At 66.5% G+C, this 26,336-nt stretch carries 25 protein-coding genes and 1 tRNA gene; 10 read left to right on the forward strand and 16 right to left on the reverse strand.

Annotated elements, in window-relative coordinates; translation table 11 throughout:
- Window positions 1-73: 73 nt before the first annotated feature.
- The 4 genes from CAPP_RS09515 to CAPP_RS09530 all read right to left on the reverse strand — a co-directional run bounded on the left by CAPP_RS09515 (window position 74) and on the right by CAPP_RS09530 (window position 3,528).
- Window positions 74-283, reverse strand: coding sequence for a DUF3073 domain-containing protein (locus CAPP_RS09515; RefSeq protein WP_076598946.1), 210 nt, complete (start codon window positions 281-283; stop codon window positions 74-76).
- Window positions 284-451: 168 nt separating this feature from the next.
- Window positions 452-1,567, reverse strand: a complete 1,116-nt coding sequence (purM, locus tag CAPP_RS09520; protein WP_076598947.1) for a phosphoribosylformylglycinamidine cyclo-ligase — start codon at window positions 1,565-1,567, stop codon at window positions 452-454.
- Window positions 1,568-1,572: 5 nt separating this feature from the next.
- The gene (gene purF / locus CAPP_RS09525) at window positions 1,573-3,039 is read right to left on the reverse strand and encodes an amidophosphoribosyltransferase (protein WP_076599080.1); all 1,467 of its coding nucleotides are present in this window, start codon (window positions 3,037-3,039) and stop codon (window positions 1,573-1,575) included.
- Window positions 3,040-3,144: 105 nt separating this feature from the next.
- Window positions 3,145-3,528 (reverse strand): sterol carrier family protein, encoded by a 384-nt coding sequence (locus tag CAPP_RS09530; RefSeq protein WP_076598948.1) that lies wholly within the window; start codon window positions 3,526-3,528, stop codon window positions 3,145-3,147.
- A gap of 30 nt (window positions 3,529-3,558) precedes the next feature.
- Between CAPP_RS09530 and CAPP_RS09535 the strand changes: the two genes are divergently transcribed.
- Window positions 3,559-4,566, forward strand: a complete 1,008-nt coding sequence (locus CAPP_RS09535; RefSeq protein ID WP_076598949.1) for an acyl-CoA thioesterase — start codon at window positions 3,559-3,561, stop codon at window positions 4,564-4,566.
- 277 nt (window positions 4,567-4,843) lie between these two features.
- Here CAPP_RS09535 and purL read toward each other — a convergent pair whose 3' ends face one another.
- From purL to purS, 3 genes are read right to left on the reverse strand one after another with little or no spacing between them, the layout of a single operon-like run.
- Window positions 4,844-7,219, reverse strand: coding sequence for a phosphoribosylformylglycinamidine synthase subunit PurL (gene purL / locus CAPP_RS09540; protein ID WP_412459492.1), 2,376 nt, complete (start codon window positions 7,217-7,219; stop codon window positions 4,844-4,846).
- Window positions 7,216-7,896 (reverse strand): phosphoribosylformylglycinamidine synthase subunit PurQ, encoded by a 681-nt coding sequence (purQ, locus tag CAPP_RS09545; protein WP_076598950.1) that lies wholly within the window; start codon window positions 7,894-7,896, stop codon window positions 7,216-7,218. Before purQ ends, purL begins: the two co-directional genes overlap by 4 nt.
- A gap of 2 nt (window positions 7,897-7,898) precedes the next feature.
- Complete coding sequence (gene purS, locus CAPP_RS09550) at window positions 7,899-8,141, reverse strand: phosphoribosylformylglycinamidine synthase subunit PurS (protein WP_076598951.1); 243 nt, start codon at window positions 8,139-8,141, stop codon at window positions 7,899-7,901.
- Between the two features lie 153 nt (window positions 8,142-8,294).
- On the opposite strand from purS, the gene CAPP_RS09555 reads away from it, so the two are divergent.
- The 3 genes from CAPP_RS09555 to CAPP_RS09565 are packed head-to-tail and all read left to right on the forward strand — an operon-like array spanning window position 8,295 to window position 10,911.
- Entirely contained in the window at window positions 8,295-9,275 is a 981-nt protein-coding gene (locus CAPP_RS09555; protein ID WP_076598952.1) for a metal ABC transporter solute-binding protein, Zn/Mn family, read from the forward strand.
- A gap of 59 nt (window positions 9,276-9,334) precedes the next feature.
- Window positions 9,335-10,048, forward strand: coding sequence for a metal ABC transporter ATP-binding protein (locus CAPP_RS09560; protein ID WP_076598953.1), 714 nt, complete (start codon window positions 9,335-9,337; stop codon window positions 10,046-10,048).
- Window positions 10,045-10,911: a metal ABC transporter permease gene (locus CAPP_RS09565; RefSeq protein ID WP_076598954.1), complete on the forward strand. Its 867-nt coding sequence runs from the start codon at window positions 10,045-10,047 to the stop codon at window positions 10,909-10,911. The genes CAPP_RS09560 and CAPP_RS09565 overlap by 4 nt, the downstream gene beginning before the upstream one ends.
- Here the strand turns inward: CAPP_RS09565 and CAPP_RS09570 are convergent.
- Genes CAPP_RS09570 through purD form a run of 5 tightly spaced genes read right to left on the reverse strand, consistent with a single transcriptional unit; the run spans window position 10,908 to window position 17,468 of the window.
- Entirely contained in the window at window positions 10,908-11,594 is a 687-nt protein-coding gene (locus CAPP_RS09570; RefSeq protein ID WP_076598955.1) for a DUF2334 domain-containing protein, read from the reverse strand. The two genes, CAPP_RS09565 and CAPP_RS09570, sit on opposite strands and share 4 nt — an antisense overlap.
- A 58-nt stretch (window positions 11,595-11,652) precedes the next feature.
- Window positions 11,653-13,788 carry a S9 family peptidase gene (locus CAPP_RS09575; RefSeq protein ID WP_076598956.1) on the reverse strand — a complete coding sequence of 712 codons (2,136 nt, stop codon included), beginning with the start codon at window positions 13,786-13,788 and terminating at the stop codon, window positions 11,653-11,655.
- A 26-nt stretch (window positions 13,789-13,814) separates the two neighbouring features.
- Window positions 13,815-14,690, reverse strand: coding sequence for a phosphoribosylaminoimidazolesuccinocarboxamide synthase (locus CAPP_RS09580; RefSeq protein ID WP_076598957.1), 876 nt, complete (start codon window positions 14,688-14,690; stop codon window positions 13,815-13,817).
- A 22-nt stretch (window positions 14,691-14,712) separates the two neighbouring features.
- Window positions 14,713-16,155, reverse strand: coding sequence for an adenylosuccinate lyase (gene purB / locus CAPP_RS09585; RefSeq protein WP_076598958.1), 1,443 nt, complete (start codon window positions 16,153-16,155; stop codon window positions 14,713-14,715).
- A gap of 26 nt (window positions 16,156-16,181) precedes the next feature.
- Window positions 16,182-17,468, reverse strand: coding sequence for a phosphoribosylamine--glycine ligase (gene purD, locus CAPP_RS09590; RefSeq protein WP_076599082.1), 1,287 nt, complete (start codon window positions 17,466-17,468; stop codon window positions 16,182-16,184).
- A 31-nt stretch (window positions 17,469-17,499) separates the two neighbouring features.
- On the opposite strand from purD, the gene CAPP_RS09595 reads away from it, so the two are divergent.
- Window positions 17,500-17,922, forward strand: a complete 423-nt coding sequence (locus CAPP_RS09595) for an HIT family protein (RefSeq protein ID WP_076598959.1) — start codon at window positions 17,500-17,502, stop codon at window positions 17,920-17,922.
- Here the strand turns inward: CAPP_RS09595 and CAPP_RS09600 are convergent.
- From CAPP_RS09600 to CAPP_RS09610, 3 genes are all read right to left on the reverse strand, one after another.
- Window positions 17,919-19,397 (reverse strand): sensor histidine kinase, encoded by a 1,479-nt coding sequence (locus CAPP_RS09600; protein ID WP_084560541.1) that lies wholly within the window; start codon window positions 19,395-19,397, stop codon window positions 17,919-17,921. The two genes, CAPP_RS09595 and CAPP_RS09600, sit on opposite strands and share 4 nt — an antisense overlap.
- Window positions 19,397-20,110, reverse strand: coding sequence for a response regulator transcription factor (locus CAPP_RS09605; RefSeq protein WP_076598960.1), 714 nt, complete (start codon window positions 20,108-20,110; stop codon window positions 19,397-19,399). The genes CAPP_RS09600 and CAPP_RS09605 overlap by 1 nt, the downstream gene beginning before the upstream one ends.
- A gap of 268 nt (window positions 20,111-20,378) precedes the next feature.
- A tRNA-Thr gene (locus tag CAPP_RS09610) sits at window positions 20,379-20,451 on the reverse strand.
- A 121-nt stretch (window positions 20,452-20,572) separates the two neighbouring features.
- Here CAPP_RS09610 and thrE point away from each other — a divergent pair.
- Genes thrE through otsB form a run of 5 tightly spaced genes read left to right on the forward strand, consistent with a single transcriptional unit; the run spans window position 20,573 to window position 25,259 of the window.
- The gene (gene thrE / locus CAPP_RS09615; RefSeq protein ID WP_327077548.1) at window positions 20,573-22,270 is read left to right on the forward strand and encodes a threonine/serine exporter ThrE; all 1,698 of its coding nucleotides are present in this window, start codon (window positions 20,573-20,575) and stop codon (window positions 22,268-22,270) included.
- A 47-nt stretch (window positions 22,271-22,317) separates the two neighbouring features.
- Entirely contained in the window at window positions 22,318-22,725 is a 408-nt protein-coding gene (locus CAPP_RS09620; RefSeq protein WP_076598961.1) for a histone, read from the forward strand.
- Window positions 22,715-24,037: an alpha,alpha-trehalose-phosphate synthase (UDP-forming) gene (locus CAPP_RS09625; RefSeq protein WP_076598962.1), complete on the forward strand. Its 1,323-nt coding sequence runs from the start codon at window positions 22,715-22,717 to the stop codon at window positions 24,035-24,037. Before CAPP_RS09620 ends, CAPP_RS09625 begins: the two co-directional genes overlap by 11 nt.
- The gene (locus tag CAPP_RS09630; protein WP_076598963.1) at window positions 24,034-24,471 is read left to right on the forward strand and encodes a hypothetical protein; all 438 of its coding nucleotides are present in this window, start codon (window positions 24,034-24,036) and stop codon (window positions 24,469-24,471) included. The genes CAPP_RS09625 and CAPP_RS09630 overlap by 4 nt, the downstream gene beginning before the upstream one ends.
- The gene (gene otsB, locus CAPP_RS09635; RefSeq protein ID WP_076598964.1) at window positions 24,468-25,259 is read left to right on the forward strand and encodes a trehalose-phosphatase; all 792 of its coding nucleotides are present in this window, start codon (window positions 24,468-24,470) and stop codon (window positions 25,257-25,259) included. Before CAPP_RS09630 ends, otsB begins: the two co-directional genes overlap by 4 nt.
- Here otsB and CAPP_RS09640 read toward each other — a convergent pair.
- Window positions 25,219-26,328, reverse strand: a complete 1,110-nt coding sequence (locus CAPP_RS09640) for a LacI family DNA-binding transcriptional regulator (RefSeq protein WP_076598965.1) — start codon at window positions 26,326-26,328, stop codon at window positions 25,219-25,221. The genes otsB and CAPP_RS09640 overlap by 41 nt on opposite strands.
- Window positions 26,329-26,336 lie beyond the last annotated feature (8 nt).

Consider the following 26,336-nt stretch of genomic DNA (forward strand, 5'->3'; position numbering starts at 1 on the left):
TGCGTGTCATTGTCGCGCCCCACGCGCACCACGCGACGTGGGGTTTTACAAACGGCGACTCACACGGATCTAATTAGCGCTCGTCTTCGTCAGCGTCCCAGTCGGCGTACTCGGCGTACTGCGGGTCGACATCGTAGTCGTCCTCGCCATCATCCCACTGGTTGTTCGAAGGGGCCTTGCCCGCGAGCTCCCGCTGGAGCGAATCAAGATCCATCTCGGGCGTGTTGTACTTCAACTGGCGTGCGACCTTGGTCTGCTTTGCTTTGGCGCGTCCGCGACCCATGGCGTGACCCCCTTGAGGTGTCTAAAGGGCGGCTCGATTCATCGGCGGCCCTTTTGAAAACGTCTGAAAATTTGTCCTGCATGCCATAATAGCGTGCGAGTCAAATTATGTAGCTCAGCTCCGTCACCTGCGGAAACCTCCCCGACTATGGTCCGCGCAGGTGAGACGCTAGTGCACGTGCGTGCCGACGAGCGTGGCGCGACGTCCCTCGTCCTCCGCCGTCGCGTTGCGCACGACACCGAGCTCCCAGCAATCCACGTGGCGTGCGGTGAGCATCGCCAGCGCGCGGTCCCGGTCCTCCGGTGCGACGACGGCGACCATGCCGACGCCCATGTTGAAGGTCTTCTCCATCTCCGCCTCCGGAACCTTGCCCACGGTGCGGATGGTGCGGAAGATCTGCGGCGGCTCCCACGACGCGCGGTGCATTTCCGCGACCTTGCCATCCGGGATGACGCGCTCCATATTGCCCACCAGACCGCCGCCCGTGACGTGGCAGAACGTGTGCACCTCGCACTCGTGCGCGAGCGCCAGGCAGTCGAGCGAGTAAATGCGGGTCGGCTCAAGCAGCTCCTCGCCGAGCGTTCGGCCCAGCTCTTCGATGTGGCCGTCGAGCGGCAGGCCGGCCTTCCCCAGCAGGACGTGGCGGGCCAGGGAGTAGCCGTTGGAGTGCAGGCCGGACGAGGCCATGCCGATGATGACGTCGCCGTCGCGAACACGGTCCGGGCCGAGCAGCTCGTCGGCCTCGACGACGCCGACGGCGGTGGCGGAGACGTCGTATTCGTCCTCGGCCATCACGCCCGGGTGCTCCGCGGTCTCGCCGCCCAGCAGCGCGCATCCGGCCTGGACGCAGCCCTCGGCGATGCCGCCCACGATCTCCGCGACCTTCTCCGGCACGACCTTGCCGATGGCGATGTAATCCTGCAGGAACAGCGGCTCCGCGCCGCACACCACGAGGTCGTCGACGCACATGGCCACCAAGTCGATGCCGATGGTGTCGTGCTTGTCCATCGCCTGGGCGACTGCGAGCTTGGTGCCCACGCCGTCCGAGCCGGCGGCCAGCAGCGGCTCCTTGTACTTGCCCAGCGCGAACAGTCCGGCGAAGCCGCCGAGACTGCCGCGGACCTCCGGGCGGGTCGCGCGCTTCGCGTGCGGGGCGAAGAGCTCGACGGCCTTGTCGCCGGCCTCGATATCCACACCGGCGGCGGCGTAGGAGACGGAGGTGTCGGCCTGGCTGTCCGGATTTTCCGGCTGGTTCTCCGGCTGCTGGTTGTCGGGGGTGGTCATGAAAGCTACATCCCTTCCTGAATGCGCCGAACGGCATCGGCGTTGGCATTGTGCTCGGGCAGTCCGAGCGGGTAATGGCCGTCGAAGCAGGCGGCGCACAAGCTCGCGGCGGGCTTGCCTGTCGAGGCGACCATGTCGTCGATGCTCACGAACGCGAGCGAATCCGCTCCGATGACGCGGCAGATATTCTCCGCCACGGCCTCGTCGTCGCCGCCCGCGTTATTGGCGATGAGCTCGCCCGGGCTGGCGAAGTCGATGCCGTAGAAGCACGGCCACTTTACCGGCGGCGACGCGATGCGCACGTGCACTTCCGCCGCACCGGCTTCGCGGAGCATGCGGATGAGCTTGCGCTGGGTGTTGCCGCGCACGATCGAGTCGTCGACAACGACGAGCGATTTGCCCTCGATGATTTCGCGGACCGGGTTCAGCTTCAGGCGCAGGCCCAGCTGGCGCAGAGTGTCCGACGGTTGGATGAAGGTGCGCCCCACATAGGCGTTCTTCATCAGGCCCTGCGCGAACGGGATGCCGGATTCTTCGGCGTACCCGATGGCAGCCGGGGTGCCGGATTCGGGCACCGGCATCACGATGTCGCCGTCGACCGGCGCGACGTGGGACAGGCGACGGCCGATCTCCAGGCGGGTGGCGTTGACCGTCTGCCCTTCCACCACGGAATCGGGGCGGGCGATATAGACGTACTCGAACACGCACGTTTTCGGTGTGGAGTCGGCGAAGCGCTCGGTGTGAATGCCGGATTCATCAATGGCGACGAGCTCGCCCGGCTCAATATCGCGGACGAACGACGCGCCGGTGATGTCCAGCGCGGCGGTCTCACTGGCCACGACCCAGCCCTGCTCCAGACGGCCCAGCGACAGTGGGCGCACACCGTGCGGGTCGCGGGCGGCGTACAGGGTGTTGCCGTCGGTGAAAACGAGGCAGAACGCACCCTTCAACGTCGGCAGCAGGTCGCGGGCGGCGTCGAGGAGGGTGCGGCCGTCGCGGACGCCGTCAGCAAGCAATGCCGAGACAACGGCAGTGTCAGACGAGGAACCCTGGCCCTCGACACCCTCAGCCGGCACGAGCTTGCGGCGGATCGCCTCGTTCTGCAGCGTCCTGTAGTTGACCAGGTTGCCGTTATGGGCCAAGGAGACATCCGTGCCGTCCGGCGACGTGCGGAACATCGGCTGGACGTTCTCCCACTTCTGGGACCCGGCGGTGGAATAGCGGGTGTGGCCGATCGCCACATCGCCTTGCAGCGCGTCTAGGATCGCCTCGTCGAAGACCTGGGAGACCAGGCCGCTGTCCTTGAAGACCACGATGCGGCCTTCATCGCCCACCGCGATGCCGGCGCCTTCCTGGCCGCGGTGCTGCAAGGCGAAGAGCCCGAAATACGTCAACTTGGACACGTCCTCCCCCGGCGCCCATACGCCGAAAACGCCGCACTCCTCGCGCGGCTCAGCCTCCTCGGCATCCATGTCCCGGGGGAGATTGGCGGTCACCGACGCATCGGCGACGTCGACGACATCAGCAGCATCAGCATTCAGGCTTTGCACGTGCCCAACCCTAGTGGATGCAGCCACCTAGAGGGCAATCACCGGCAACCCGGCGGCGACCTCCCCTGCGCGCGAGCCCGATGCTTCGACCCGCCCATCGGCCACCGCCGCCGCGTAGTCCAACTTCCCGGTGGCCAACTGCAGCCACACTTCGGGGGCCATCTCCACCACATTCGGCGGGGTGCCACGGGTGTGGCGCGGCCCATCAACACACTGGACAGCCACGAATGGGGGCACCCGCAGCTCCACCGTGTGGCCGGGAAGCTCGGCGGCGAGGGCGCGCACTGAGCGTCGACAAGCGTCTGCTATCAGGCCGCGGGCCGGAACAGGCGCACCATCCGGGTCCTCAATCCACCCTCTGACCGCCTCGATCGCGGCGCGGGTGGCCTGGGGGTCATTCTTAGGAGCCATGAACGCAGTCTACGTATTAAACTCACAGAAATGACCGAGACAGCGGAAACTGCAACTAAGCCCTCATCCATGACCCTCCGCTTCATGGCGGCCCCCACCGACATCATTCACGCGGGTGCGCGCGGTGTTTCCGGCGGCCGCGTGCTGGAGTGGATCGACAAAGCCGCATATGCCTGCGCCGTGCAGTGGTCCTCGACCTACTGCGTCACCGCCTACGTCGGGCACATCCACTTCACCCGGCCGATCCCGTCCGGCCACATCGTGGAGGTGCGCTCCCGCATCGCCATGACGGGCCGAAGCTCGATGCACATCGTCAACGAGGTCCTCTCCGCCGACCCGCGCGAGGGCGTGTTCACCCGCGCCTGCGACTGCCTGGTCATCTTCGTGGCCAAGGACCCGGAGACCGGCAAAGGCATGCAAGTGCCCACTTACGTTCCGCAGACCGAGGAAGAAAAGCGCGTCGAGCAGGCCGCGAAGTCCCGCGTGGAGCTGCGCAAGGACATCGAAGAGCAGATGGCGCAGCAGAGCTACGAGGGCGAGTCGAATGCTCCTCGCGTCATCCACCGCTTCATGGCGAAGCCGACCGACATCAACTGGGGCGGCAAGGTCCACGGCGGCACCGCGATGGAGTGGATCGACTCCGCCGGCACCTCCTGCACCATGGAGTGGTCCGGCGAGCAGACGGTCGCCGTGTACGCCGGCGGCATCCGCTTCTACCGCCCGATTTCCATCGGCGACTTGATCGAGGTCGACGCGCGCCTGACCCGCACTGGCGAGCGCTCCATGAGCGTGGATACCCATGTACGCTCCGGCGATCCGAAGGGCGGCCGCGAGAACCTGAAAACCGCCATCCACGCCAGCTTCACCTACGTGGCCACCGACCTCGACGGCGACCCGCTGATGGCCCGCAAGTTCGTCCCCGAGACCGAGGGCGACAAGGCCCTGTGGGACCACGCCGAGGTACTCAAGAAAATGCGCGAGAAGTACCGCCCGATGCCGCTGGTCAGCCCGAACCCGTCGACGCAACGGACCGACTAGCCGCGCTCAGCGTGCGCTCACGAGTTCAAGCCGCAAGCCGGCACGCGAGCGATCAGAAGGCCCCACGGGCACGCGAGCGATCAGAAGGCCTCACTAGATCCGTAGGAAATCCGGATCCCAAGAACCTCTTGCGTCACACGCCACCAGGGGTTTTACAAAGCAATTTCAAACGCATCTAGTGGGCCCGCCGGATCGGGGCCGCGGGCCAAGCGCACAACAAGACAAGCACAAAGGCGCGGGGATCATTCCCCGCGCCTTTAGTCTTGCCGCCTACCACTTACACCGCCGCGTTCGGGGCATCGGCGTGCGCGAACAGCCCCGGCAGAGTGCCCGCCCACGCAGTGCGCAGTGCCTCCATACCGACGGACTGGCCGGCGCCCGGGGTGCCGTCGGCGAAGGTGATCTCGCCGCTCATATTCGTCGAGCCGATGACGGCGGCCGGGATGCCCAGCTCGACGGCGTCGGCGACGACACGGTCGACACGGTCCGGGCTGCAGGCGACGAGCACGCGGGAAGCGGACTCGGAGAACAGCGCGGTGAACGCGTCGTCGTGGACGGCGGACAGGTCGAGCTCGGCACCCTTCTCGGTGTCCTTGAGCATCTCGAACACGGCTTGGCCGAGGCCACCCTCAGACAGATCGTGCGTAGCGGTCAGGCCGGCGGAAGCGCCGGTGCCGGCTCCTGCCGCAGCATCCGCACCATCAGCCGAGGCCGCGCCGCAGAAGTAATCCGCCAGCGTCGCCTCGTCAGCCAGGTCCACCTGCGGCGGAAGGCCTGCAAGGCCCGCACCGGAAATGTCCTGCCACACAGAGCCACCGAATTCGTCGCGGGTCTGGCCGAGGAGGACGAGGACATCGGGGTCCTCGTTGTTGACCGCGCGGTGGCTCACGGAGTGCGCGACATCGTCGATGACGCCGAGCACGCCGACCACAGGGGTCGGCAGGATCGGGGTCTCACCCGTCTGGTTGTAAAACGACACGTTACCGCCGGAGACCGGAATCCCCAGTTCTTTCGCACCGTCAGCCAGGCCGTGAACGGCTTCGCGGAACTGCCACATCACGTCGGGGTTCTCCGGGGAGCCGAAGTTCAGGCAGTTGGTCACCGCGACAGGGCGGGCGCCGGTCACCGCGACATTGCGGTACGCCTCGGCGAGAGCGAGGCGTGCGCCCATATTCGGGTCCAGGTAGGCGTAGCGGCCGGATGCGTCGGCGGAGACTGCGACCCCGCGGCCGGTCTCTTCGTCGATGCGCAGAACACCAGAGTCCGCGTGGCGCGCCTGGACGGTGTTTCCGCGCACGTAGCGGTCGTACTGCTCTGTGATCCAGTCGCGCGAGCACAGCGCCGGGGACGCGACGAGCTGCAACCACGCATCAGCGACATCCGCGGGCTTATCGACGTCCACCTGCTCCTGCACTCCGTCCTGCCACTCCGGGCGCGCCCACGGGCGCTCGTAGACCGGAGCTTCGTCGGCAATCGTCGACGGCGGCGCGTCGAGGACGATCTCGCCGTTGTGCTCGATGACCAAGCGGTCGTTCTCGTCGGTGACCTCGCCGATCTCCGCGCAGTTGACGTCCCACTTCGCGCAGATTTCCTTGAATTTCTCCACGTTCTCCGGCGCCACGACAGCGCACATGCGCTCCTGGGACTCGGAGGCGAGGATTTCTGCGGCGGACATGTTCTCCGCGCGCAGCGGGACGGCGTCGAGGTTGACGCGCATGCCGCCGTCGCCGGACGCCGCGAGCTCGGAGGTCGCGCAGGCCAGGCCCGCTCCGCCGAGGTCCTGGATGCCGACGACGACGTCGGCGCCGTAGAGCTCCAGGCAGCACTCGATGAGAACCTTTTCCGCGAACGGGTCGCCGACCTGGACGGCCGGCAGCTTGCGCTCCGCCCCCTCCTCGAAAGTCTCGGAGGCCAGGACAGACACGCCGCCGATGCCGTCGAGGCCCGTGCGGGAACCGAAGAGCATGACCTTGTTGCCCGTGCCGGAGGCGAATGCGAGTTTCAGGTCCTCGACCTTCAGTGTGCCTACACACAGCGCGTTGACCAGCGGGTTACCGGCGTAAGTGGCGTCGAAGGAGGTCTCGCCGCCAATATTCGGCAGGCCCAGCGAGTTGCCGTAGCCGCCGATACCGGAAACGACGCCGGGCAGGACGCGCTTCGTGTCGTCCGCGTCCGCCGGGCCGAAGCGCAGCTGGTCCATGACGGCGATCGGGCGCGCACCCATGGCCATGATGTCGCGGACAATGCCGCCGACACCCGTCGCCGCACCCTGGTACGGCTCCACGTAGGAGGGGTGGTTGTGGGATTCGACGCGGAAGGTCACCGCGTCGCCGCCTCCGATATCCACCACGCCGGCGTTCTCGCCGATGCCGGCGAGAATCTTCGACGACATCTCCTCGGTCATGGTCTCGCCGAAGTAGCGCAGGTGGACCTTGGAGGACTTGTACGAGCAGTGCTCGGACCACATCACCGAGTAGACCGTCAGCTCCGCGTCCGTGGGACGGCGGCCGAGGATCTCGCGGATGCGCCCGTACTCGTCGTCCTTCAGGCCGAGCGCGGCGTACGGCTGCTCCCGCTCCGGCGTCGCCTTCGCGGCCTCGACAGTGTCGTTGTGCACGAGCGGGTTCTTCTGCTGTTCACTCACACGAATCACGCTCCGATCTTCGAGATTTCGGCGATGGCGGACTGGATCAGCCCCAAACCATCGGTGGACGGCCCGGTGAGCAGGTCGATAGCGTGCTCCGGGTGCGGCATGAGCCCCACGACACGGCGATTCTCACTGGCCACGCCAGCAATGCCGTTCATGGAGCCGTTGAAGTTGTCGGTGTAGCGGAACACCACGCGGCCTTCCGCTTCAAGCTTGTCGACGGTCGCCTGCTCCGCCTGGAACCGCCCCTCACCGTGCTTCGCCGGGATGAGGATCTTCTGGCCCGCCTCGAATTCGCTGGTCCACGCCGTCCCGGCGTTGGCAACTTCGAGGTGGGTGTCGGTGCAGTGGAAGTGCAGGCCCTTGTTGCGGGTCAGCGCGCCCGGCAGCAGGCCCGCCTCCGTCAGGATCTGGAAGCCGTTGCAGATGCCCAAAACCGGCATGCCTTTGCCCGCGGCCTCGACGACAGCCTTCATCATCGGCGCCATCGCCGCGATCGCGCCGGAGCGCAAGTAGTCGCCGTAGGAGAAGCCGCCCGGGACAATGACGGCGTCAACGCCGGTCACATCCTCGTCGGCGTGCCAGAGCGATTTCGGCTCCGCCCCGGCGAGGCGGACAGCGCGCAACGCATCAACGTCGTCAAGCGTGCCGGGGAATGTGATCACCCCGATGGTCGCTGCCACTTTTACGCCTCCTCTTCGCGCACGACGACGAAGTCCTCGATCACGGTGTTGGTCAGCAGCGTCTCGGCGACGCGTTGCAGCTCTTCATCCGTGACCGAATCGGCGACCTCCAATTCGAAGCGCTTGCCTTGGCGGACATCCGTCACCCCGTTCACTCCGATGCGCCCCAGCGCGCGGTGGACGGCCTGTCCTTGCGGATCCAGAATTTCGGCCTTGGGCATGACATTGACAACGACTCGTGCCATGAGAATCCTTCGCAGTCTTGACGGTCTGAAGACGCCGACAAGTATATCCGACCACCCGACCACGCCCCTGACCCGGCGACCTTCCCGCCACCGCCCGCACCCGGCTAACCGCGCGAGTTGAAAACAGTTTTCATTACTGCTTAGATACTCCCCATGAAATTCACGACGACCACCCGCCGCACCGCCGCCGCCATCGCCGCGCTCACCCTCGCCGGCTCCGGCCTTGCGGCCTGCAACGACTCAAGCAACGACCCGGCCGCCAGCGGCTCCACCGACGGCGCTGCTGATTCCTCCGATGTCCTGGCCACCACCTCCGTGTGGGCCGACGTGGCCTCCGCCGTCACTGGCAACGACGTCGATTCCGTGATCAAGGGCACCGACATCGACCCCCACCACTTTGAGCCTGCCGCCAAGGACCTCGCCCGCGTCCGCGAAGCAGGCACCCTCGTCGCCAACGGCGGGGCCTACGACGCCAGCCTCTACACCGTCACCGAGCAGGACCGCATCATTCACGCCGTCCCGCTCGTGAGCAAGGAAGAAGCCGAGGCCCACATGCACGCGCACGAGCACGGCGAGGAAGGCCACGACCACAGCCACGGCGAGATGGACATCGACGATCTCGAGCACGCGTGGTTCTCGCCCGCCAAGGTCAAAGAAGTCGCGGCTGCGGTGAAAGAGAAGGTGGGGGGTTCGACGGATGACGTCGATAAGCGGATGGCCGCGAACGAGGAGAAGCTCGCCGAGCTCCCGCACACGCACATCGCGATGACGGAGACGATCGCCGCGCCGCTCGTGTGGGGCACGGAGCTGCACGACGTCACCCCTGAGGGGTATATGAAGGCGGCGCTCAACGAGTCCGAGCCGTCCGTGCAGGACATCGCGGAATTCATCGACGAGATCGAGGCGGGGCATATCGACATGCTCATCGTGAACCCGCAGAGCGCCAACAGCGCCACCGAGCAGCTAGCTAACGCCGCGCGCGAGAACGACGTCCCCGTCGTGGAGATGCGCGAGACCCCGCCGGAGGGCGTGAACTTCCTCGACTACTTCGACCAGGTCGTCAACGAGCTCGCCGAGACCGTCCAGAACCTGCCGGACAAAGGCGAGGACGCGCACGCAGAGCACGCGGCTTAACGACGCCCCGCGCACCGTCTGCCGTTGAAATCGATTTTCAGCAGTGGTTTGATCAGACAGTGACTTCTTCCGACTCCCGCTCCCCCGCGGTCCTCGAGCTGCGCGGCGCCGCCGTCGACCCGCTGTGGTCCGGTCTCGACCTGACCGTGCGGCGTGGGGAATTCATCGCGGTGCTGGGCCCCAACGGCGTGGGCAAATCGACGTTGCTGCACGCCATCATGGGCACCCGCCGCCTCACCGCGGGAACCGTCGACGCGGCCGACCGCATCGGGTTCATCCCGCAGCAGCACATGTTCCCCGCCGACCTGCCCGTGCGCGGCCGCGACCTCGTCTCGCTCGCGTGCGCACACGGAATTGCCCGCCGCCGCCCGCCCGCCGGCAAAGTGGATGCCCTCCTCGAACGCGTCGGTGCCACGCATTTCGCCGACCAGCGCGCAGGACTCATGTCCGGAGGGCAGCAGCAACTCATCCGCCAAGCCCAGGCACTCGCCAGCGAGCCGGAGCTCATGCTTGCCGACGAGCCCCTCCTCTCCCTCGACATCGCCCGCGAAAGGGACACCGTGGACAGGCTTGCCGGTCTCGACGCGGGGGTGCTGTGCGTGACGCACTCGATCAACCCGTTCCTGTCGGTCGTCGACCGGGTGCTCTACCTCGGGCCGGAAGGCCACGTCGTGGGCGCAGTCGACGACGTGATGCGCTCCGATGTGCTGAGCGACCTCTACGGCACCCGTGTCCAGGTCGTCGAGGCGAACGGAAGGATGGTGGTCCTGTGAGTGAATGGCTCGCAACGGCAGTGGACACGACGCAGTATCTGCTCGGCATCGACTTCGTCCAGGTCACCCTCGTTGCGTGCGCCTTGCTCGGTGTGCTCTCCGGCGTTATGGCGCCGCTGATCGTGGTGCGCCAGATGTCGTTTTCCGTCCACGCGACCTCCGAGCTCGCCCTCATGGGCGCCGCGGCTGCTCTGCTCTTCGGCCTCAATGTCGGCATCGGCGCAGTCGCCGGCGCGGTGATCGCGGCGGTCGTCCTGGCTGCGCTCGGCTTCCGCGGGCAGCAGGACTCGGCTGTCGGCGTGGTGATGAGCTTCGGCATGGGCCTATCCGTGCTTTTCATCCACCTCTACCCCGGCAATTCCAACCGGGCGCTAGCACTGCTGACGGGCCAGATCGTGGGTATTTCCGGCCAGAATCTGTGGCTGCTCGCCGGCACGACACTTCTCGTTGTCGTGACAGTGGCAGCGCTGTGGCGGCCGCTCCTCTTCGCCTCCGCCGACCCGGTCATGGCGACGGCCTCCGGCGTGAATGTCCGCGCGATGTCCGTGCTCTTCGCCGTCCTCGTCGGCGTGGCGTCGGCTCAGTCGGTGCAGATCGTCGGCGCACTGCTGGTCATGTCGCTGCTGATCACACCCGGCGCGGCCGCGACCCAGATCACCGCGAGCCCCGTGCGCGCCATCGCGTGGTCGGTGCTTTTCGCCGAAGTCTCCGCTGTCGGCGGCATGATCCTCTCTCTGGCGCCGGGCGTGCCGGTGAGCGTGTTCGTCGCATTCATTTCGTTCGGCATCTACCTGGTGTGCCGAGTGATCGGCGGGGTGCAGCGCCGGCGCGTGGGCGGAGCGAAAGCAGCGAAGGCCAGCTAGCTATCCCGTCCGAGGTCCCGGTAGTTCACCGGTTCTAGGCCCTCGCCCGCAGCGGCGAGAGCGGCGGCGACGAAATCGTCGCGGACTTTCTTCTTCGACAGGTTCCTGCCGGAGACAGACAAACGCACAGTGTTGCCGCGCCTGGCGCTGCGGACGGCGGCGTCGATGATGTTTCGGCGCCACCACCCGGCGGCACCGAAGCCCTCGCCGACGGACAGGTTGCGCGAGTAGACGACCTCGCCGGTGCGCAAGAAGTGGACACCCTGCGTGGATGCGGCCAGACGGAAATCGAATTTGTGCAGCGCTTCCAGCGTTCCTTCCGACATGCGCCACCGCGGCGGGGCGAAAGTGTCGAGCTCGAAGCCGAGCTTCTCCATCTGGCGGGTCGCGCCCTTGAGACGCAGCTTCGCCTCGTGAGCCCCGAGGTTGGCGAATTCGGCGCGGCGGCCCTGCACCGGCTGGTCGAAACCGTTGAGGATGAGCCCGCGGCCGGCATCCATCTGCTCTTTGAGCCAGCCGCGGGTCTTGTCGTCCTTGGCCAGGTGCCACTTCTTGTCGATGTGCGGCGCCACCAAGAGCGACACCTGAATCGACTCGCGCTCTAAGTCGGCGACGAGCTTCTGCACGTCCTTCCTTGTCTCATCGAAGATCGACGACACAGAGACGAGCAGGTGGCGGGACATGGCTGTCATCCTACTTTCGAGCGCCCGGCCACGCTCGGCGAGCGCGCTGGCCCGACATTTAGCTCACCGCTCCCGCCGTGTGCAGTGTCCACGCGTACTCGAACGCGGTCTGCTTCCACTTCGCGTAGCGGCCGGAAACACCGCCGTGGCCAGCGGCCATCTCGGTTTTCAGCAGGAACTGCCCGCCGGTCGCGGTCGCGCGCAGCTTCGCGATCCACTTCGCCGGCTCGACGTACAGCACGCGGGTGTCGTTGATGCTGGTTACCGCGAGAATATCCGGGTAATCCTTCGCCTCGACATTCTCGTACGGCGCGTAAGTGGCCATGTAGTCGTAGACTTGGGGGTCGTGGTAGGGGTCGCCCCATTCCTCCCATTCGCCGACGGTCAGCGGGAGTTCGGGCTTCAAAATCGAGGTCAACGGGTCGACGAACGGCACGATCGCCTGGATGCCCGCGAATTTCTCGGGCGCGAGATTCGCCACGGCGCCCATGAGCAGGCCACCGGCGGAGCCGCCCTCGGCGACGAGCATGGAGGGAGCGGTGACGCCTTCGTCGATAAGCGCGTCGGCGCAAGCCACGAAGTCGGTGAACGTGTTCTTCTTCGCCAGCATCTTGCCGTTGTCGTACCACAGGCGGCCCATCTCGCCGCCGCCGCGCACGTGTGCGCACGCCCACACCATTCCGCGGTCGAGCAAGCTCAGCCGCGCCACGGAAAAGGCGGGATCCGTCGACGCTTCGTAGGATCCGTAGCCGTACAACAAGCAAGGAGCAGGCTTATCGACGTCCGCGTCTGCCCGCCTCACCACCGACATCGGCACCTTGGTCCCGTCGTCGGCGGTGGCCCACATACGCTCTGCGACGTATTCGTCCGGGTTGTAGCCGCCGCGGACTTCCTGCTCTTTGAGAAGGGTGAGATCGCCGGTGGCCACGCGGTAGTCGAGCACCTGCGCCGGCTGGGTGAACGAGGTGTAGCTGATGCGCACCACCGGCGCGTCCCACTCCGGGTTGCCGGCCAAGCCCGCGGTGTAGAGTTCCTCGTCGAATTCCAGCTCGCGGAATGCGCCGAACTCGCCTCCCGTCAGGTCGGCGACGGCGAGGCGGCCGATCCCGCCGCGTCGATAAGCGGCGAAGATGAAGTCGCGGTAAGAATCCGTGCCCTCGATACGCACCTCATCGTCGTGCGGCATGAGCTCGGTCAGCTCGCGCAGCGGCGGAAGCTCCCCGCCCGCGGCGCAGACGCCCACCGAGGAATTCGGGCCGTGCGCGTTGTGGGTGACCACCCATCGTTCCTCTTTCTTGCCGCCCTGCTCGAGGACGGCAAGATCCACGTTGTATTCGATGCCCGCCTCGCGGGGCCAGAGCACCTCGAATTCCCCTTCCGGGTCGTCCATGGGCAGCACGCGGTAATCGGTGGTCAGCGACGACGCGGAGACGATGAGGATGTAGCGCTCGGAACGGTCCGCCGCCACGCCAACGCCGAATTTCTCGTCCGCTTCCTCGTAGACGAGCACATCGTCCGAGGCGTCAGTGCCCAGCTTGTGGCGCCACACCTGGTGGGGGCGCCACGCATCATCGACCCGGATATAGAAGATGTGGTCTTCACCGGCCCAGGTGGCACCGTAGAAGATGCCGGGGATGTCGTCGTCAAGCAATTGCTCCGTCTCGAGATCCTTGACCTTGAGATCGAAGCGCTCGTCGCCTGCGGTGTCCGTGGAAAACGCCAGGTAGCGGCCCGACGTGCTGACGCTCGACGCGCCGACCGAGAAGAACTCGTGGCCCTCGGCGAGCGCGTTGAAATCGAGCAGGACCTGCTCCCCCGGAAGTCCCGAACCGTCATCCGGAAGTGTCGGCGGCGCCCACGGGTCACTGCCGTCGGCGACAGGCACGCGGCAGCTGATGCCGTAGTTCTTGCCCTCCTCCGTGCGGCCGTAGTACCACCATCCGCCCTGGCGCTGCGGGACGGACATGTCCGTCTCCTTCACCCGCGACTTGATCTCGTTGTAGATCGTCTCCGTCAGGCCGTCCAGGTGCGCCGTCTGCTCCTTCGTGTAGGCGTTCTCCGCCTCCAAGTACGCGAGCGTTTCCGGCGACTCCTTGTCGCGCAGCCATTCGTAATCGTCCACGAACTCGCGGCCGTGGAAGGTGCGCGTGATCGGGTGCTTCGCTGCTACAGGTGCTGTGGGCGTTTCACTCATGCCCACCGATCGTAGCGCCCCGTCCTTTAAGCGAACTTGCGGCCCGAGAGGCGCTCGTACGCCTCGATGTAGCGGTCGCGCGTCGCCTCCACGACCGAGCCCGGCAGCTCCGGCGGCGGCGTGCCGTCCTCCGGGTCCCAGCCCGCCTTCGGGCCGGTGAGCCAATTGCGCACGAACTGCTTGTCGAAGCTCGGCTGGCTCGTGCCCTCCTCGTACGAATCCGCCGGCCAGTATCGGGAAGAATCCGGCGTCAACACCTCGTCCGCGAGCACGAGCGTGCCGTCTTTATCCAGGCCGAATTCGAGCTTCGTGTCCGCCAGAATGATCCCGCGCGACTCCGCATATTCCGCGGCGCGTGAGTAAATCTCCAGCGTCGCCGCCCGCAACTTCTCCGCGAGCTCAGCGCCGACTTGCTTGACGACGTACTCGAACCGCACATTCTCGTCGTGCTCCCCCTGCTCCGCCTTCGTGGCAGGGGTGAAGATCGGCTCCGGCAGCTTCGATGCTTCCTTCAGCCCCTCCGGCAGGGCGACGCCGCAGACTGCGCCGTTCGCGTCGTACTCCTTCTTGCCCGAGCCCGTCAGGTAACCGCGGGCCACGCACTCGAATGGGATCATGTCCAGCTTCTTCACCACGAAGGCGCTGCCGAGCACCTCCTCCGGGATCCGTTCGTCGTCGAGCGGGCCCGCGAGGTGGTTGGGCACGGCCTCGAGCAGGTCGAAGAAGAACTCGCTCGTGTAGGTGAGGATCTTGCCCTTGTCCGGGATTTCCGGCTCAAGCGCGTGGTCGAATGCCGAAATGCGGTCGGTGGCCACCATCAGCAAGGTGTCGTCGTCGATCTCGTAGATCTCGCGGACCTTGCCGGCTGAAAGATGGTTGTAGTCAGAAAGCTCTGGACGCATGCGTGCGATGTTACGCCCCCGGCTACAGGATCTCTCCTGGAGTGTATCCAGCGGCCTCCGGGTACTTATTCGCCCAGGTCTGGATGCGCTCCAGAACATTGTCCACCTGTGACTCCGCCGCACCGATGAACGCGTGGCGATCCGCCAGCGCGTCCTCGAGCTGCTGCTGGTCGAGCGGCAGACGGTCGTCACCGGCGAGGCGCTGCACCAGGTTCTGCTCCGCGCCGTTCTCGCGCATGTCCAGCGCCATCGCCACTGCGTGCTCCTTGATCACCTCGTGCGCGGTCTCGCGGCCCACGCCCGCGCGGACGCTGGCCATGAGGATGCGTGTGGTGGCCAAGAACGGCAGGTAACGGTCTAGTTCGCGCGTGATCATCGCCGGGAACGCGCCGAATTCCGCCAGAACGGTGTGGAAGGTCTCCATCATGCCGTCGATGGCGAAGAACGCGTCCGGCAGCGCCACGCGGCGCACCACGGAGCAGAACACGTCGCCTTCGTTCCACTGCTGTCCGGCCAAGTCGCCCACCATGGTGAGGTAGCCGCGCAGAATCACCTGGAAGCCGCCCACACGCTCGCAGGAGCGGGCGTTCATCTTGTGCGGCATCGCCGACGAGCCGACCTGGCCCTCCTTGAAGCCCTCTGTCACGGTCTCGTTGCCGGCCATCAGGCGGATCGTGGTGGCCAGGCTCGACGGGCCCGCGCCCAGCTGAACCAGGGCGGACACCGCGTCGAAGTCCAACGAGCGCGGGTAGATCTGGCCCACGGAGTCGAAGATGCGCTGGAAACCGAGGTGCTTCGCGATGGCCTGCTCCAACTGGTTCAGCTTCGCCTCGTCGCCGCCGACCAGGTCCAGCATGTCCTGCGCCGTGCCCATCGGGCCCTTGATGCCGCGCAGCGGATAGCGGCCCAGGATGTCCTCAATGCGGTCCAGGGCCACCAGCATCTCGTCAGCCGCCGAAGCGAAACGCTTGCCCAGCGTCGTCGCCTGCGCCGCCACGTTGTGGGAGCGGCCCGCCATGACCAGGGAGCGGTATTCCCCCGCCCGGTTTCCGATGGCGTTGAGCACCGCCACTGCGCGTCCCCGCACTAGCTCGAGCGAACGGTAGATCTGCAGCTGCTCGACGTTCTCCGTCAGGTCGCGGCTGGTCATCCCCTTGTGGATGTGCTCGTGGCCCGCCAGCGCGTTGAACTCCTCGATGCGCGCCTTCACGTCGTGTCGGGTCACCCGCTCACGCGCGGCGATCGACTCCAAGTCCACCTGGTCCACGACCTTCTCGTAGGCAGCGATCGCGTCCTCCGGGATGTCGATCCCCAAGTCGCGCTGCGCCCGCATCACCGCGATCCACAGCTGGCGCTCCAGGATGATCTTGTGCTCCGCGCTCCACAACGTCGCCATCTCGGCCGACGCGTAACGGTTGGACAGGACATTCGCATTACGGGGTTTCGAGTCAGTCACGCGCACCATTATCGCACGTCGTCCCACGATGCGGGCTAGCGGCCGACCGAGATCTCCCCGTCGATCGCCGGGCGCGCGATATCGCGGCGGTAGAAGGACCCTGCCAGGTCGATCTGCTCGATCGTCTCGTAGGCCGCCGACACCGCTTCCTCCAGGCTCGCGCCGGTGCCGATGATGTTGAGTACGCGGCCGCCGGCCGACACATAGCCGGCGCCTTCGCTGGAAGTGCCGGCGTGGAGGACGTGAGAGGGGTCGTTGAGAAGCGTGCCCTGCGCCGTGATCTCGTCGCCTTTGTGCGGACTAGCCGGGTAGCCTTCGGCCGCGAGCACGACGGTGACGGCGTAACCGTGGCGCCAGTCAAGCGGCTCGAGCTCGTGCAGGGTGCCGGTGGCCGTGGCGTGGAGGACCTCTGCCAGTGGGGTCTCCAACAGTGCGAGGACCGCCTGCGTCTCCGGGTCGCCGAAGCGGGCGTTGAACTCCACGACGGAGGGGCCGTCCGCGCCCCAGGCAAGCCCCGCGTAGAGGAGGCCCGAGTACGGGGTGCCGCGGCGGACCATCTCGGCGGCGACCGGGGCGACGACCTCGTCGACGATGCGCCGCACGCCGTCTTCCGGCAGCCACGGCAGCGGCGTGTAGGCGCCCATGCCGCCGGTGTTGGGGCCTTCGTCGTTGTCGTAGGCGCGCTTGTGGTCCTGGGCGGGCAGGAGGGGCACGACGGTCTCGCCGTCGACGAGGCAGAACAGGGAGACTTCGGGGCCTTCGAGGAAGGATTCGAACAGCACGGGGTTGCCGGCGGCCAGCACCGCTTCCGCGTGCTCCTGCGCGGCCGCGCGGTCCTGTGTGACCACGACACCCTTTCCGCCGGCCAGGCCGTCGTCCTTGACCACGTAGTTGGGGCCGAATTCGTCGAGGGCGGCCGCGACATCCGCCGCATCCGTCACCTGGCGGGCATCGGCGGTGCGCACACCGGCGGCAGCCATCACGTCCTTCGCGAACGCCTTCGACCCCTCCAGCGCAGCCGCTGCCTTCGACGGGCCGAACACGGCGATGCCGGCCTCGCGCAGCGCGTCGGCGACACCCGCCACGAGCGGCTGCTCCGGGCCGATGACCACCAGATCGGCGGCGATCTCTTTCGCCAGGGACACCGCGGCGTCTCCGTCGGTCACGTCAAGTGCGTGCTGCGTGGCTAGACCCGCAATGCCGGCATTGCCCGGCGCGACGTGCAGCTCGTGCTCGCCAGCACCAGCCTCACCAGCGTTACCGTTCAGTGCATGGACGAGGGCGTGTTCGCGGCCGCCCGAACCGATCACAAGGATGCGCATGCGGCCCATAGTATCGCTACCCTGGGCGGGCATGAGCACAGTCTTCACCAAGATCATCAACGGGGAGATCCCCGGCCGCTTCGTCTACCGCGACGAGACCGTCGCCGCGTTTTTGACCATCGAGCCGATCGCGTACGGCCACACCCTGGTCGTCCCGGTCGCCGAGGTGGACAAGTGGACGGACCTCGACACCGAAGTATGGCTGCACGCCAACGAGGTCGCGCAGGAGATCGGCAAGGCCGTCATCAACGCCTTCGGTTCGGAGCGCGCTGGCTACCTCATCGCCGGCTTCGAGGTGCCGCACGCGCACATCCACGTCTTCCCCGCCAACGACATGTCGGGCTACAGCCTCCAGAACATCATGCGTGCCGACGACACCGACCCCGCCGAAATGGACGCCGCCGCCGCGAAACTGCGCGCCGAGTTGGGCACCGGCGAGGACGGCCGCCGCTAAGCCTTTTCCGGCTCCCCGGCAGAACTACCTGCGCCGCCTGCCCCGCCGACTCGCATCCGGGGCAGACTGACGGTGAATTTAGAGCCCTCCCCGAGCTTGGACCGCACAGTGATGGCACCACCGTGCTGCTCGACGATGGATTTCGTGATGGCCAGGCCAAGCCCGGATCCGCCGCCACTCTTGGAGCGGTTGCGCGAGGAGTCGGCGCGGTAGAAGCGCTCGAAGATGTGGTCGGCGTCCTCTTGGGCCATGCCGCAGCCGTCGTCGGCGACGTCGATGTAGACATTGTCGAGGTATTCGCGGACGGTGATCGTCACCGCCGCGTCGTCGCCGGCGTGCTTGAACGCGTTACTGACCAGGTTGAGCAACACCTGATGGAGACGGTCGGGGTCGCCGGAGACAAGAGGGATGTCGGTGGCATCGTTGTCGACGGAAAGCTCGCGGCCGGGGAACGCGGCCTGGGCGGATCCGCTCACCGACATCACCAGTTCGAGGACATCGACTTCGCGCAGGTTGAGGCGGGAGCCTTCGGCACGGGTGAGGGCAAGCAGGTCCTCAACCAGCAGCTTCATGCGCGCGGATTCCTCGTCGATCTTGCTCAGCACCATGTCGGCGTCGTCGGTGGCGCCCGCGCGGTACAGCTCGGTGTAACCGCGCACGCTGGTCAGCGGAGTGCGCAGCTCGTGCGAGGCGTCGCCCACGAAGCGGCGCATCTGCTCCTCTTTCTCGCGGGACTCGTCGAGGGTCTCCTGCAACTGGCTGACCATTGTGTTCATCGCGTACGACAGTCGCCCGAACTCGGTGTCGCGCGGCCACGCGGGGGCGCGGCAGTCGACATTTCCGTCGGCGATCGCCAGCGCGGTGTACTCGAGATCCTTCAGCGGCAGCAGCGCACGCCGCACAAAGAACACTCCGGCCACGCCCATGATCGCCAAAACAAGCACGCTTATCGACGCCAACACTGCCGCCAGCGCCTCCAACATCCCGTTTTCGTGCTCGAGCGACTTGGCCACCACCGTCGACGTCCCGTCCGGCGCCTGCACCGCGATGACCCTGAACCTCGGCTCCTCGCCGCGTTCGAACAGGCAGTCCGCGCTCACGGTGTGGGGGCGGCGGTCGAAGATCAGCTCGGACAGCTTCGGGTAGCAGCCGTCGATATTGTCGATGCGCGTATGCTGCCCCGGCACGGCCGTCATGAGAATGAACTGGCTGGGCAGATACGTGTCCGGGGAGGAATTGCGGATCTCGGGGCTGAGAGCCCACGTCGTCAAGCTTCTGCGTAGATCCTTGTCCACCCGCTCGTACAGCTGGTCCCGGGTGAGACCCCACACGGACACCGACATGCCCGTGAGCCCCAACCCCGAAATGACCATGAGAATGATCAGTAAGCGCGTGCGCACACGCAACGCCGGCATGCGGTTGTGGGCGAAGCGGCTGAGCTTCGCCGGGGCCGGCTCAAGTCTCGGCGACGCCATTACTGGCGCGGCGTACGCAGCACGTAGCCCACGCCGCGGACCGTGTGGATCAGCGGGGTGTCACCCGTGTCAACCTTGCGGCGCAGGTAGGAGATGTAAGACTCCACCACATTGCCGTCGCCGCCGAAATCGTAGTGCCACACATTGTCCAGGATCTTCGCCTTGGACAGGACCACCTCGGCGTTCAGCATCAGGTAGCGGAGAAGATTGAACTCCGTCGGCGACAGCTCGACGATCTGACCGTCCTTGGTGACCTCGTGTGTTTCGTCGTTAAGCGTCAAATCTGCGTAGCGAATCGTTGAATCTTCCGTCTCCCCCTCAGTGACGTTGCCGCGGCGCAAGATCACGCGCAGGCGGGTGATCACCTCTTCGAGCGAAAACGGCTTCGTCACATAATCGTCGGCGCCGATGGTCAGGCCGTGAATGCGGTCCTCCACCCCGTCCTTCGCCGTGAGGAACAGCGCCGGCGCATCGAGCCCCTCGCCGCGCAGCTTGCCCAGCAGCTCGAAACCGTCCATCCCCGGCATCATCACGTCGAGGATGTACGCGTCCGGCTTCAGCTCGCGCGCCATTTCGAGCGCTTCCTGGCCGGACTCCGCCGCCTCCACATCGAAACCCTGGAACTTCAGGGACACTGTGAGCAGCTCGACAATATTCGGCTCGTCATCGACGACAAGCACCTTGACGTTTTGCGGAGTAGGTGTATCAGCCATGGCAGTCACTTTCTTCATTGAGCGTGGTGACGCCGCCCTTCAAAACCCTCCGGGCTGTTGAGCGCACGTCAAGCGGGAACAGGCCTATTAAACAAGCGGAGACTGAACGTTTCCTGTGCGCCTACTGTACCCCCGCATGGGCTTGCGGGGGAGTTCGTGGAGCACGAATCCGCGGGGCTGCGGCGCTCCATTGGCCCAGGAGGTGCCTGTCTTCTCGCGCCCACGAGTGAACCCCAGCCAAACTCGCTGCCTGGCTGGGGTTCCCTTGAGCTGGAGACGAGACTTGAACTCGCAACCTACGGTTTACAAGACCGTTGCGCTACCGATTGCGCCACTCCAGCACTGCGCGAGATTCTACAAGCAGTTGAGCCCCGTCCACAAAAGGGGCCTCTCCTCGCGCCGGGCAGCACGGGCGGATAGTGTGACGGTGTGGCAACGCTGTTCAAGAGTATGCGCGAGTCGATGCGCACCGATAACCCGGTCGCGACCATCGACCAGGCGCGCACGTCTCCGCCGCCGTCGGTCCTGGCGCCTGTCGACCTGACAGACCCCACCCAGGTCGCCGCGGTGATGACGATCGGCGCGCGCGTCGGCGAAATCCTCATCGCCAACGGCACGACCAGTTCGGATGCGAAGGCGCAGATCCACGCCGTCACATCCTCCTACGGTCTGCACTACTGCCATGTGGACATCACGATGAACACGATCACGATCAACTCCGTGATCGGCACCGTGCGCAAGCAGCCGGTGAACGTATTCCGCGTGGTCACGAACATGTCGGAGAATTTCTCCAAACTCCAGGAAGTCGACCGCCTGATCCGCTCGATCCGTGCGGGCGCGACGCCGCCGGAAATCGCGGAGAAGATCCTCGACGAGCTCGAGGCCGCCGCCCCGCCGTACCCGCTGTGGGTGTCCATCGCCGGCTGGGCGATCATGGGCGCCTCGATTGCGATCCTGCTCGGCGGCGACCTGCTCATGTCGGCGTTGGGTGCCGTGACGGCGACGATCATCACCGTCATCAACGCGTGGATGGGCAGGAACGAACTGCCGTACTTCTACCACTGCGTCGTCGGCGGGTTCGTGGCCACGGTGCCGGCGGCGGTGTTCTATACGTTAGCGACGCACGTGGGCACCACGATCGTGCCCAGCCAGGTGATCGCCACAGGCATCATCGTCTTGCTGGCCGGGTTGACGCTGGTCCAGTCTCTCCAAGACGGCGTGACCGGCTCCCCCGTCACAGCCAGCGGCCGCTTCTTCCAAGCGGTGTTATTCACCGGTGCGATCATCGCCGGTGTCGCCGGCGGCATCCAGATCGCCGACATGTTCGGTGCGGGCCTGCCCCCGATCGAGACCCAGCCACCCACCCCGACGTACGGTTCGGCGATCGTGCGCAGTCTCGGCGGCGTGTTCGCCGCCGCCGGCTTCGCGTTGGCAGTCTACGCGGAGATCCCCGCCATCATCGCGACGGCCGCGACCGCTTTCTTCGGCGGTTTCACCTACTACGCGGTGCTGATCCCCTTCGGGTCCGGCCGCCTGTTCGCTACCACGCTGTGCGCCATCATGGTCGGCCTCGCCGGTGGTCTGATTGCCCGCCGCTACTTGATCGCCCCGCTGATCGTGGAAGTCGCCGGCGTGACCCCGTTCCTGCCTGGTTCCGGCGTGTACCGCGGCATGTACGCGCTGCTCAACGACCAAACGGTGCTGGGCCTGAACAATATCTTCATCGCCGTGAGCACCTGTATGGCCCTCGCGGGCGGCGTGGTCCTCGGTGAGTGGATCGCCCGCCGCATCCGCCGCCCGCAGATGTTCAACCCGTACAACGCCTTCCGCGCCGCCGGCCGCATCACCTTCCAGCAGATCCGCCGAGCGGAACAGGCCGCCATGCGCCGCCGCGCCGAGCAGATCGCCCGCAACCAGGCGAAGAAGGAGCAGGCCAAAAAGCAGGCGCCGCAGAAGCCCGCGAAGAAGCAGCATCCCAAGGTGCACGTGCCGAAAGTGCACGTCCCGATCAAGAACCCGCTGGGCAAGAAGCACCATAAACAAACTCCGCACCACGAGCGGCAACAAGCACCGCAGAAGCCGAACCAGCTGAACAAGCAGCAGGGCCCGCAGCAGAGCCCGGGCACCCCGCCCAGCGCAGGCGGCGATGGCGTAGAATAAACGGGTCAAATCTGTTCACCGCCAGGCAAGACCCCAGGAGGTTTTTCGTGCCCCCAAAGATCACCGACAGCCGCCCCAATCCGGATGCAGCCGTCCACACGGTCGAGGAGCAGACGGCCTCCGGCGCGCGCCGGATCGTGGCCACGTACGCGGAGGATCTTGTCGACGGTGTGACGCTCATGTGCATGCTCGGCATCGAGCCGCGGGGCTTGGTGTACAAGCAGTTCGCCGAGGATTTCGAGGCTGAGATCGCCGAGGCCGAAGAAGAGGGCTCCGCCAAGAAGACCACAAAGAAGGCGTCGAAGAAGAAGTCCACCAAGAAGACCTCCAAGAAGAAGTCGACGAAGAAGACCGCCAAGAAGGCGGCGAAGAAGTCCACCAAGAAGACCACGAAGAAGACGGCCAAGAAGGCAGCGAAGAAGGCTGCCAAGAAGTCCAGCACTGATGAGGGATAACCAGTTCGTCGTCGTCGCTAACCGCCTGCCGGTCGACCATGTCGACGGGCAGTGGGTGGCATCGCCGGGCGGTCTCGTCGCAGCGCTCGCGCCCGTGCTCAAAGCCAACCAGGGCTGCTGGGTGGGCTGGCCCGGCGAGCCCGGAGCGAGCTTCGAGCCGTTCGACAACGACGGCATCACGCTCCACCCCGTCCAGCTTGACGACGACGACTTCCACCTCTTCTACGAAGGCTTCTCCAACTCGACGTTGTGGCCGCTGTACCACGACTTGATCGTCACTCCGGCTTACCTCCGGCACTGGTGGCAGCAGTACCGCGCGGTCAACGAGAAATTCGCTCGCGCGGCCGCCGCAGTCGCGGCAGACGGCGCAACCGTGTGGGTGCAGGACTATCAACTCCAGCTCGTCCCCGGGCTGCTGCGCGAGCTGCGCCCTGACGTGACCATCGGCTTCTTCCTCCACATCCCTTTCCCTGGCCCGGATCTGTTCCGCCAATTGCCGTGGCGCGCAGAGGTGCTCCGCGGACTCGAAGGCGCCGACTTGATCGGCTTCCAGCGCGCACGCGACGAGCAGAACTTCCGGGACCTCGCAAAAGCAAGCGGCTTGTCGACGCCCCGTACCGCCACTTTCCCCATCTCCATCGACTCCTCCGATTTCGGGCGGGCCGACCAGGAGGCGATCAACCGGGTGCGCGGCTCCGTCGCCAACCCGCGCACCCTCATGCTGGGCGTGGACCGCCTCGACTACACCAAGGGCATCCTGCAGCGTCTCACCGCCATCGAGGAACTGCTCGAGGAAGGCCGCCTCGACTCCGTCGCGATGATCCAGGTGGCCACGCCGTCGCGCGAGCGCATCGCCAGCTACAAGAAGACCCGCGCCGGCGTCGAGGAAGCCGTCGGGCGCATCAACGGCCGCTACGGCACACTCGGCAACCCGGTCATCCACTACGAGCACCAGTCCGTGCCCAAATCCACACTGCGCGACTACTACTCCGCCGCCGACATCATGCTGGTCACCCCCTTCAAGGACGGCATGAACCTCGTGGCCAAGGAATACGTCGCCTGCCACCCCGACGGCAGCGGCGCGCTCGTCTTGTCCGAATTCGCCGGTGCCGCCGAAGAACTCGACCGCGCCCACCTGTGCAACCCCTTCGACGTGGAGGCGGTAAAGGGGGCGATCATGGGGGCCGTCGATAAGCAAGACTCCGATGAAGCGCGCGATGCGATGCTGGCGATGAACGCGCATGTCCTCGAGCACGACGTTGCTCGTTGGGCCGATGCTTTCCTCGACGCGTTGCGGGAGATAGAACGATGAAGCGCGCACTCGCCGCACTCTGCCTGCTGCCGCTTACCGCGTGCTCGGCCGAACCCGACCACGTCCTGGGCGGCCGAACGTGGGAAGTCACCGCCGTCTACACCGACCCCGACACCCCCGGCGCGGTGCCGGTCGATGCCGCCGGGCGCGCCATCGTCGTCTTCGGCGCCGAATCGCTCACCGCGCGCACCGCCTGCGCCCCGCTGCAGGCCGGCGCCTCGATCGACGACGATGTCGTACGCCTCGAGGGCGTGCGCGTCGGCGATGTTCGCGAGGACTGCATCGGCGGCTCCCGCCACATCCACGACCAGCTCACCGAGTTGCTCACCGAAGGCGCCGAATTCGACGTCGCGCACCTCACCGACGACGTGATCACCCTCAAGCTCCGCGACGACGCCCTCGACCGCCCCACGATTAAACTGGTCGCACAATGACGCTCCCTGATCCGCACGCCACCCTCGACCGTCTCGCGCACTCCGACAGCCTGCTCGTCTGCATGGACTTCGACGGCACCATCTGCCCCTTGGGAACCGACGCGTACTCCGTCACCCCCGACCCGCGCGCGATTGCCGCGCTCGAGGCGCTCGCCGGGCTGCCCGGCACTGACGTCGCCATCCTCTCGGGCCGCCACCTAGACGGTCTGCGCCGCGTCTGCCCGCTCGGCCCGCCCGTCTCACTCGTCGGCTCGCACGGCGCCGAGCCCACCAGCGGCGGCCCAGCTCTCAGCGACGACGACCGCGCCTACCTCGCTGACATCCAGGCCGCGCTCGAGGAGCTCATCACGGGGCATCCCGGCACCTTCGTCGAGACCAAGCCGTACCAGCGTGTCCTCCACGTGGTGCAGCTCGCCGAAACCGACCCCGACGCCGCCGCCTCTCTCCTTCAGCAGGCCCTCGCGCTGCCCACCGGCAAACGCCCCGTCATTCCCGGGCACAATATCGTGGAATTCTCGGCCATCGGCATCACCAAAGGAACCTGGCTCGCCGCCGAGAAAAACGGCTATGCCGCGACCCTGTTCGCCGGCGACGACGTGACGGACGAGACAGCCCTCGCCGTCCTGGACATCTACGGAGCCGATGTGGGCATCAAAGTCCGGCGCACCGACAGCGCCGGCGGCTCCCCCGCGCACGACACCGCGGCGAAATACCAGCTCGGCTCGGTTGCAGACGTCGCGAACTTCCTCACCGAGCTCGCGGCGGCGCGACGGTCCGCCCGGAGCTGAACTCAGTCGGGAGAATCACCCGGGGCGGGGCGTCGGGCCCCGCGTCCGCCGCGCCGGCATCAGCATCTTCAGCCTCGAGCAGCTCGGTGAGCAACCGCCCCACCGTCTCCCCTTTGCGCTTGTTGTGCTGAATGACGGTGGTCAACCCGCACTCGACAGCTCGCTCGACGCCGTCGAAGCCGGTCACGGAGACATCGCCGGGGACATCGAGCCCGGCACGTGCGCAGTAGTCGAGCACACCGAACGCCATGGAGTCGGTGGTGCACAGCACAGCCGTGAGGTCCGGAGCGTGACCGAAGAGCTCGCGGGCAGCGTCGACGGCTGAGGAGTGGTCGTTGAAGTGGCGGGTCACGACGGGCACGCCCGTAATGCCCGCCGCCGCGAAGACGTCCAGCGCGCCCTGGATGCGGCCGCGCTGGACGTGCATGTCGGCGCCGGCGACCTCCGCCGCAGTGACGATGCCGTCGCGGTTTTCGTCGCGGAAGAGCCTCTTGCCCACGATCCCGATGCGCCGGTGGCCCGCCTCCACCAGGGCGCGCGCGGCGGGAGCGATCGCAGAGGCGTCGTCGATGCCGACAAACGCCGCACCAGCCGCGCCCGTGTACGGCTGGTCGCACACCACCACAGGCACACCCCGGGCGAGGACAGCGTCCAAGTGGGGCTCGGAGTGGGGGACGGAGTAGACGACGAAGGCGTCGACAAGCGCGCTCGCGACGAGCGGGCTGAGGCCGCTTCCCTGATTGGGGCCGAGCGGGATGAGGGTGAGCGCGTTGCCCGCGCCCGCGGAACTTTCGCTCAAACCTGCGAGGAAGTCGATCGACGCCTGGTCCTCGAAGGCGTACGCGAGGTGCTCGGTGAGGATCACCCCGACGGCGCCCGCCTGGCGCGTTCGCAGGCTGCGCGCCGTCGGGTCGGGCCCCGTGTACCCGCGCGCCCGCGCAGCCGCCAAGATCCGTTCGCGCAGCTCGGGCGAGAGCTGGTCGGGGTGGTTGTACGCATTCGACACGGTCGTGCGGGACACGCCCACCTCCGCCGCGATCGATGCCAGCGTGCCCCGTCTTTGCGCCATGTGACTAC

The sequence above is a fragment of the Corynebacterium appendicis CIP 107643 genome (assembly GCF_030408415.1).
Classification (GTDB): domain Bacteria; phylum Actinomycetota; class Actinomycetes; order Mycobacteriales; family Mycobacteriaceae; genus Corynebacterium; species Corynebacterium appendicis.

Coding starts and splice junctions, on each gene's coding strand:
- CAPP_RS09515 (WP_076598946.1), bottom strand. CDS start 283: ATGGGTCGCGGACGCGCCAAAGCAAAGCAGACCAAGGTCGCACGCCAG.
- purM (WP_076598947.1), bottom strand. CDS start 1,567: ATGACCACCCCCGACAACCAGCAGCCGGAGAACCAGCCGGAAAATCCG.
- purF (WP_076599080.1), bottom strand. CDS start 3,039: ATGGATGCCGAGGAGGCTGAGCCGCGCGAGGAGTGCGGCGTTTTCGGC.
- CAPP_RS09530 (WP_076598948.1), bottom strand. CDS start 3,528: ATGGCTCCTAAGAATGACCCCCAGGCCACCCGCGCCGCGATCGAGGCG.
- CAPP_RS09535 (WP_076598949.1), top strand. CDS start 3,559: ATGACCGAGACAGCGGAAACTGCAACTAAGCCCTCATCCATGACCCTC.
- purS (WP_076598951.1), bottom strand. CDS start 8,141: ATGGCACGAGTCGTTGTCAATGTCATGCCCAAGGCCGAAATTCTGGAT.
- CAPP_RS09555 (WP_076598952.1), top strand. CDS start 8,295: ATGAAATTCACGACGACCACCCGCCGCACCGCCGCCGCCATCGCCGCG.
- CAPP_RS09570 (WP_076598955.1), bottom strand. CDS start 11,594: ATGTCCCGCCACCTGCTCGTCTCTGTGTCGTCGATCTTCGATGAGACA.
- CAPP_RS09575 (WP_076598956.1), bottom strand. CDS start 13,788: ATGAGTGAAACGCCCACAGCACCTGTAGCAGCGAAGCACCCGATCACG.
- CAPP_RS09580 (WP_076598957.1), bottom strand. CDS start 14,690: ATGCGTCCAGAGCTTTCTGACTACAACCATCTTTCAGCCGGCAAGGTC.
- purB (WP_076598958.1), bottom strand. CDS start 16,155: ATGGTGCGCGTGACTGACTCGAAACCCCGTAATGCGAATGTCCTGTCC.
- purD (WP_076599082.1), bottom strand. CDS start 17,468: ATGCGCATCCTTGTGATCGGTTCGGGCGGCCGCGAACACGCCCTCGTC.
- CAPP_RS09595 (WP_076598959.1), top strand. CDS start 17,500: ATGAGCACAGTCTTCACCAAGATCATCAACGGGGAGATCCCCGGCCGC.
- CAPP_RS09600 (WP_084560541.1), bottom strand. CDS start 19,397: ATGGCGTCGCCGAGACTTGAGCCGGCCCCGGCGAAGCTCAGCCGCTTC.
- CAPP_RS09605 (WP_076598960.1), bottom strand. CDS start 20,110: ATGGCTGATACACCTACTCCGCAAAACGTCAAGGTGCTTGTCGTCGAT.
- thrE (WP_327077548.1), top strand. CDS start 20,573: ATGCGCACCGATAACCCGGTCGCGACCATCGACCAGGCGCGCACGTCT.
- CAPP_RS09625 (WP_076598962.1), top strand. CDS start 22,715: ATGAGGGATAACCAGTTCGTCGTCGTCGCTAACCGCCTGCCGGTCGAC.
- CAPP_RS09630 (WP_076598963.1), top strand. CDS start 24,034: ATGAAGCGCGCACTCGCCGCACTCTGCCTGCTGCCGCTTACCGCGTGC.
- otsB (WP_076598964.1), top strand. CDS start 24,468: ATGACGCTCCCTGATCCGCACGCCACCCTCGACCGTCTCGCGCACTCC.
- CAPP_RS09640 (WP_076598965.1), bottom strand. CDS start 26,328: ATGGCGCAAAGACGGGGCACGCTGGCATCGATCGCGGCGGAGGTGGGC.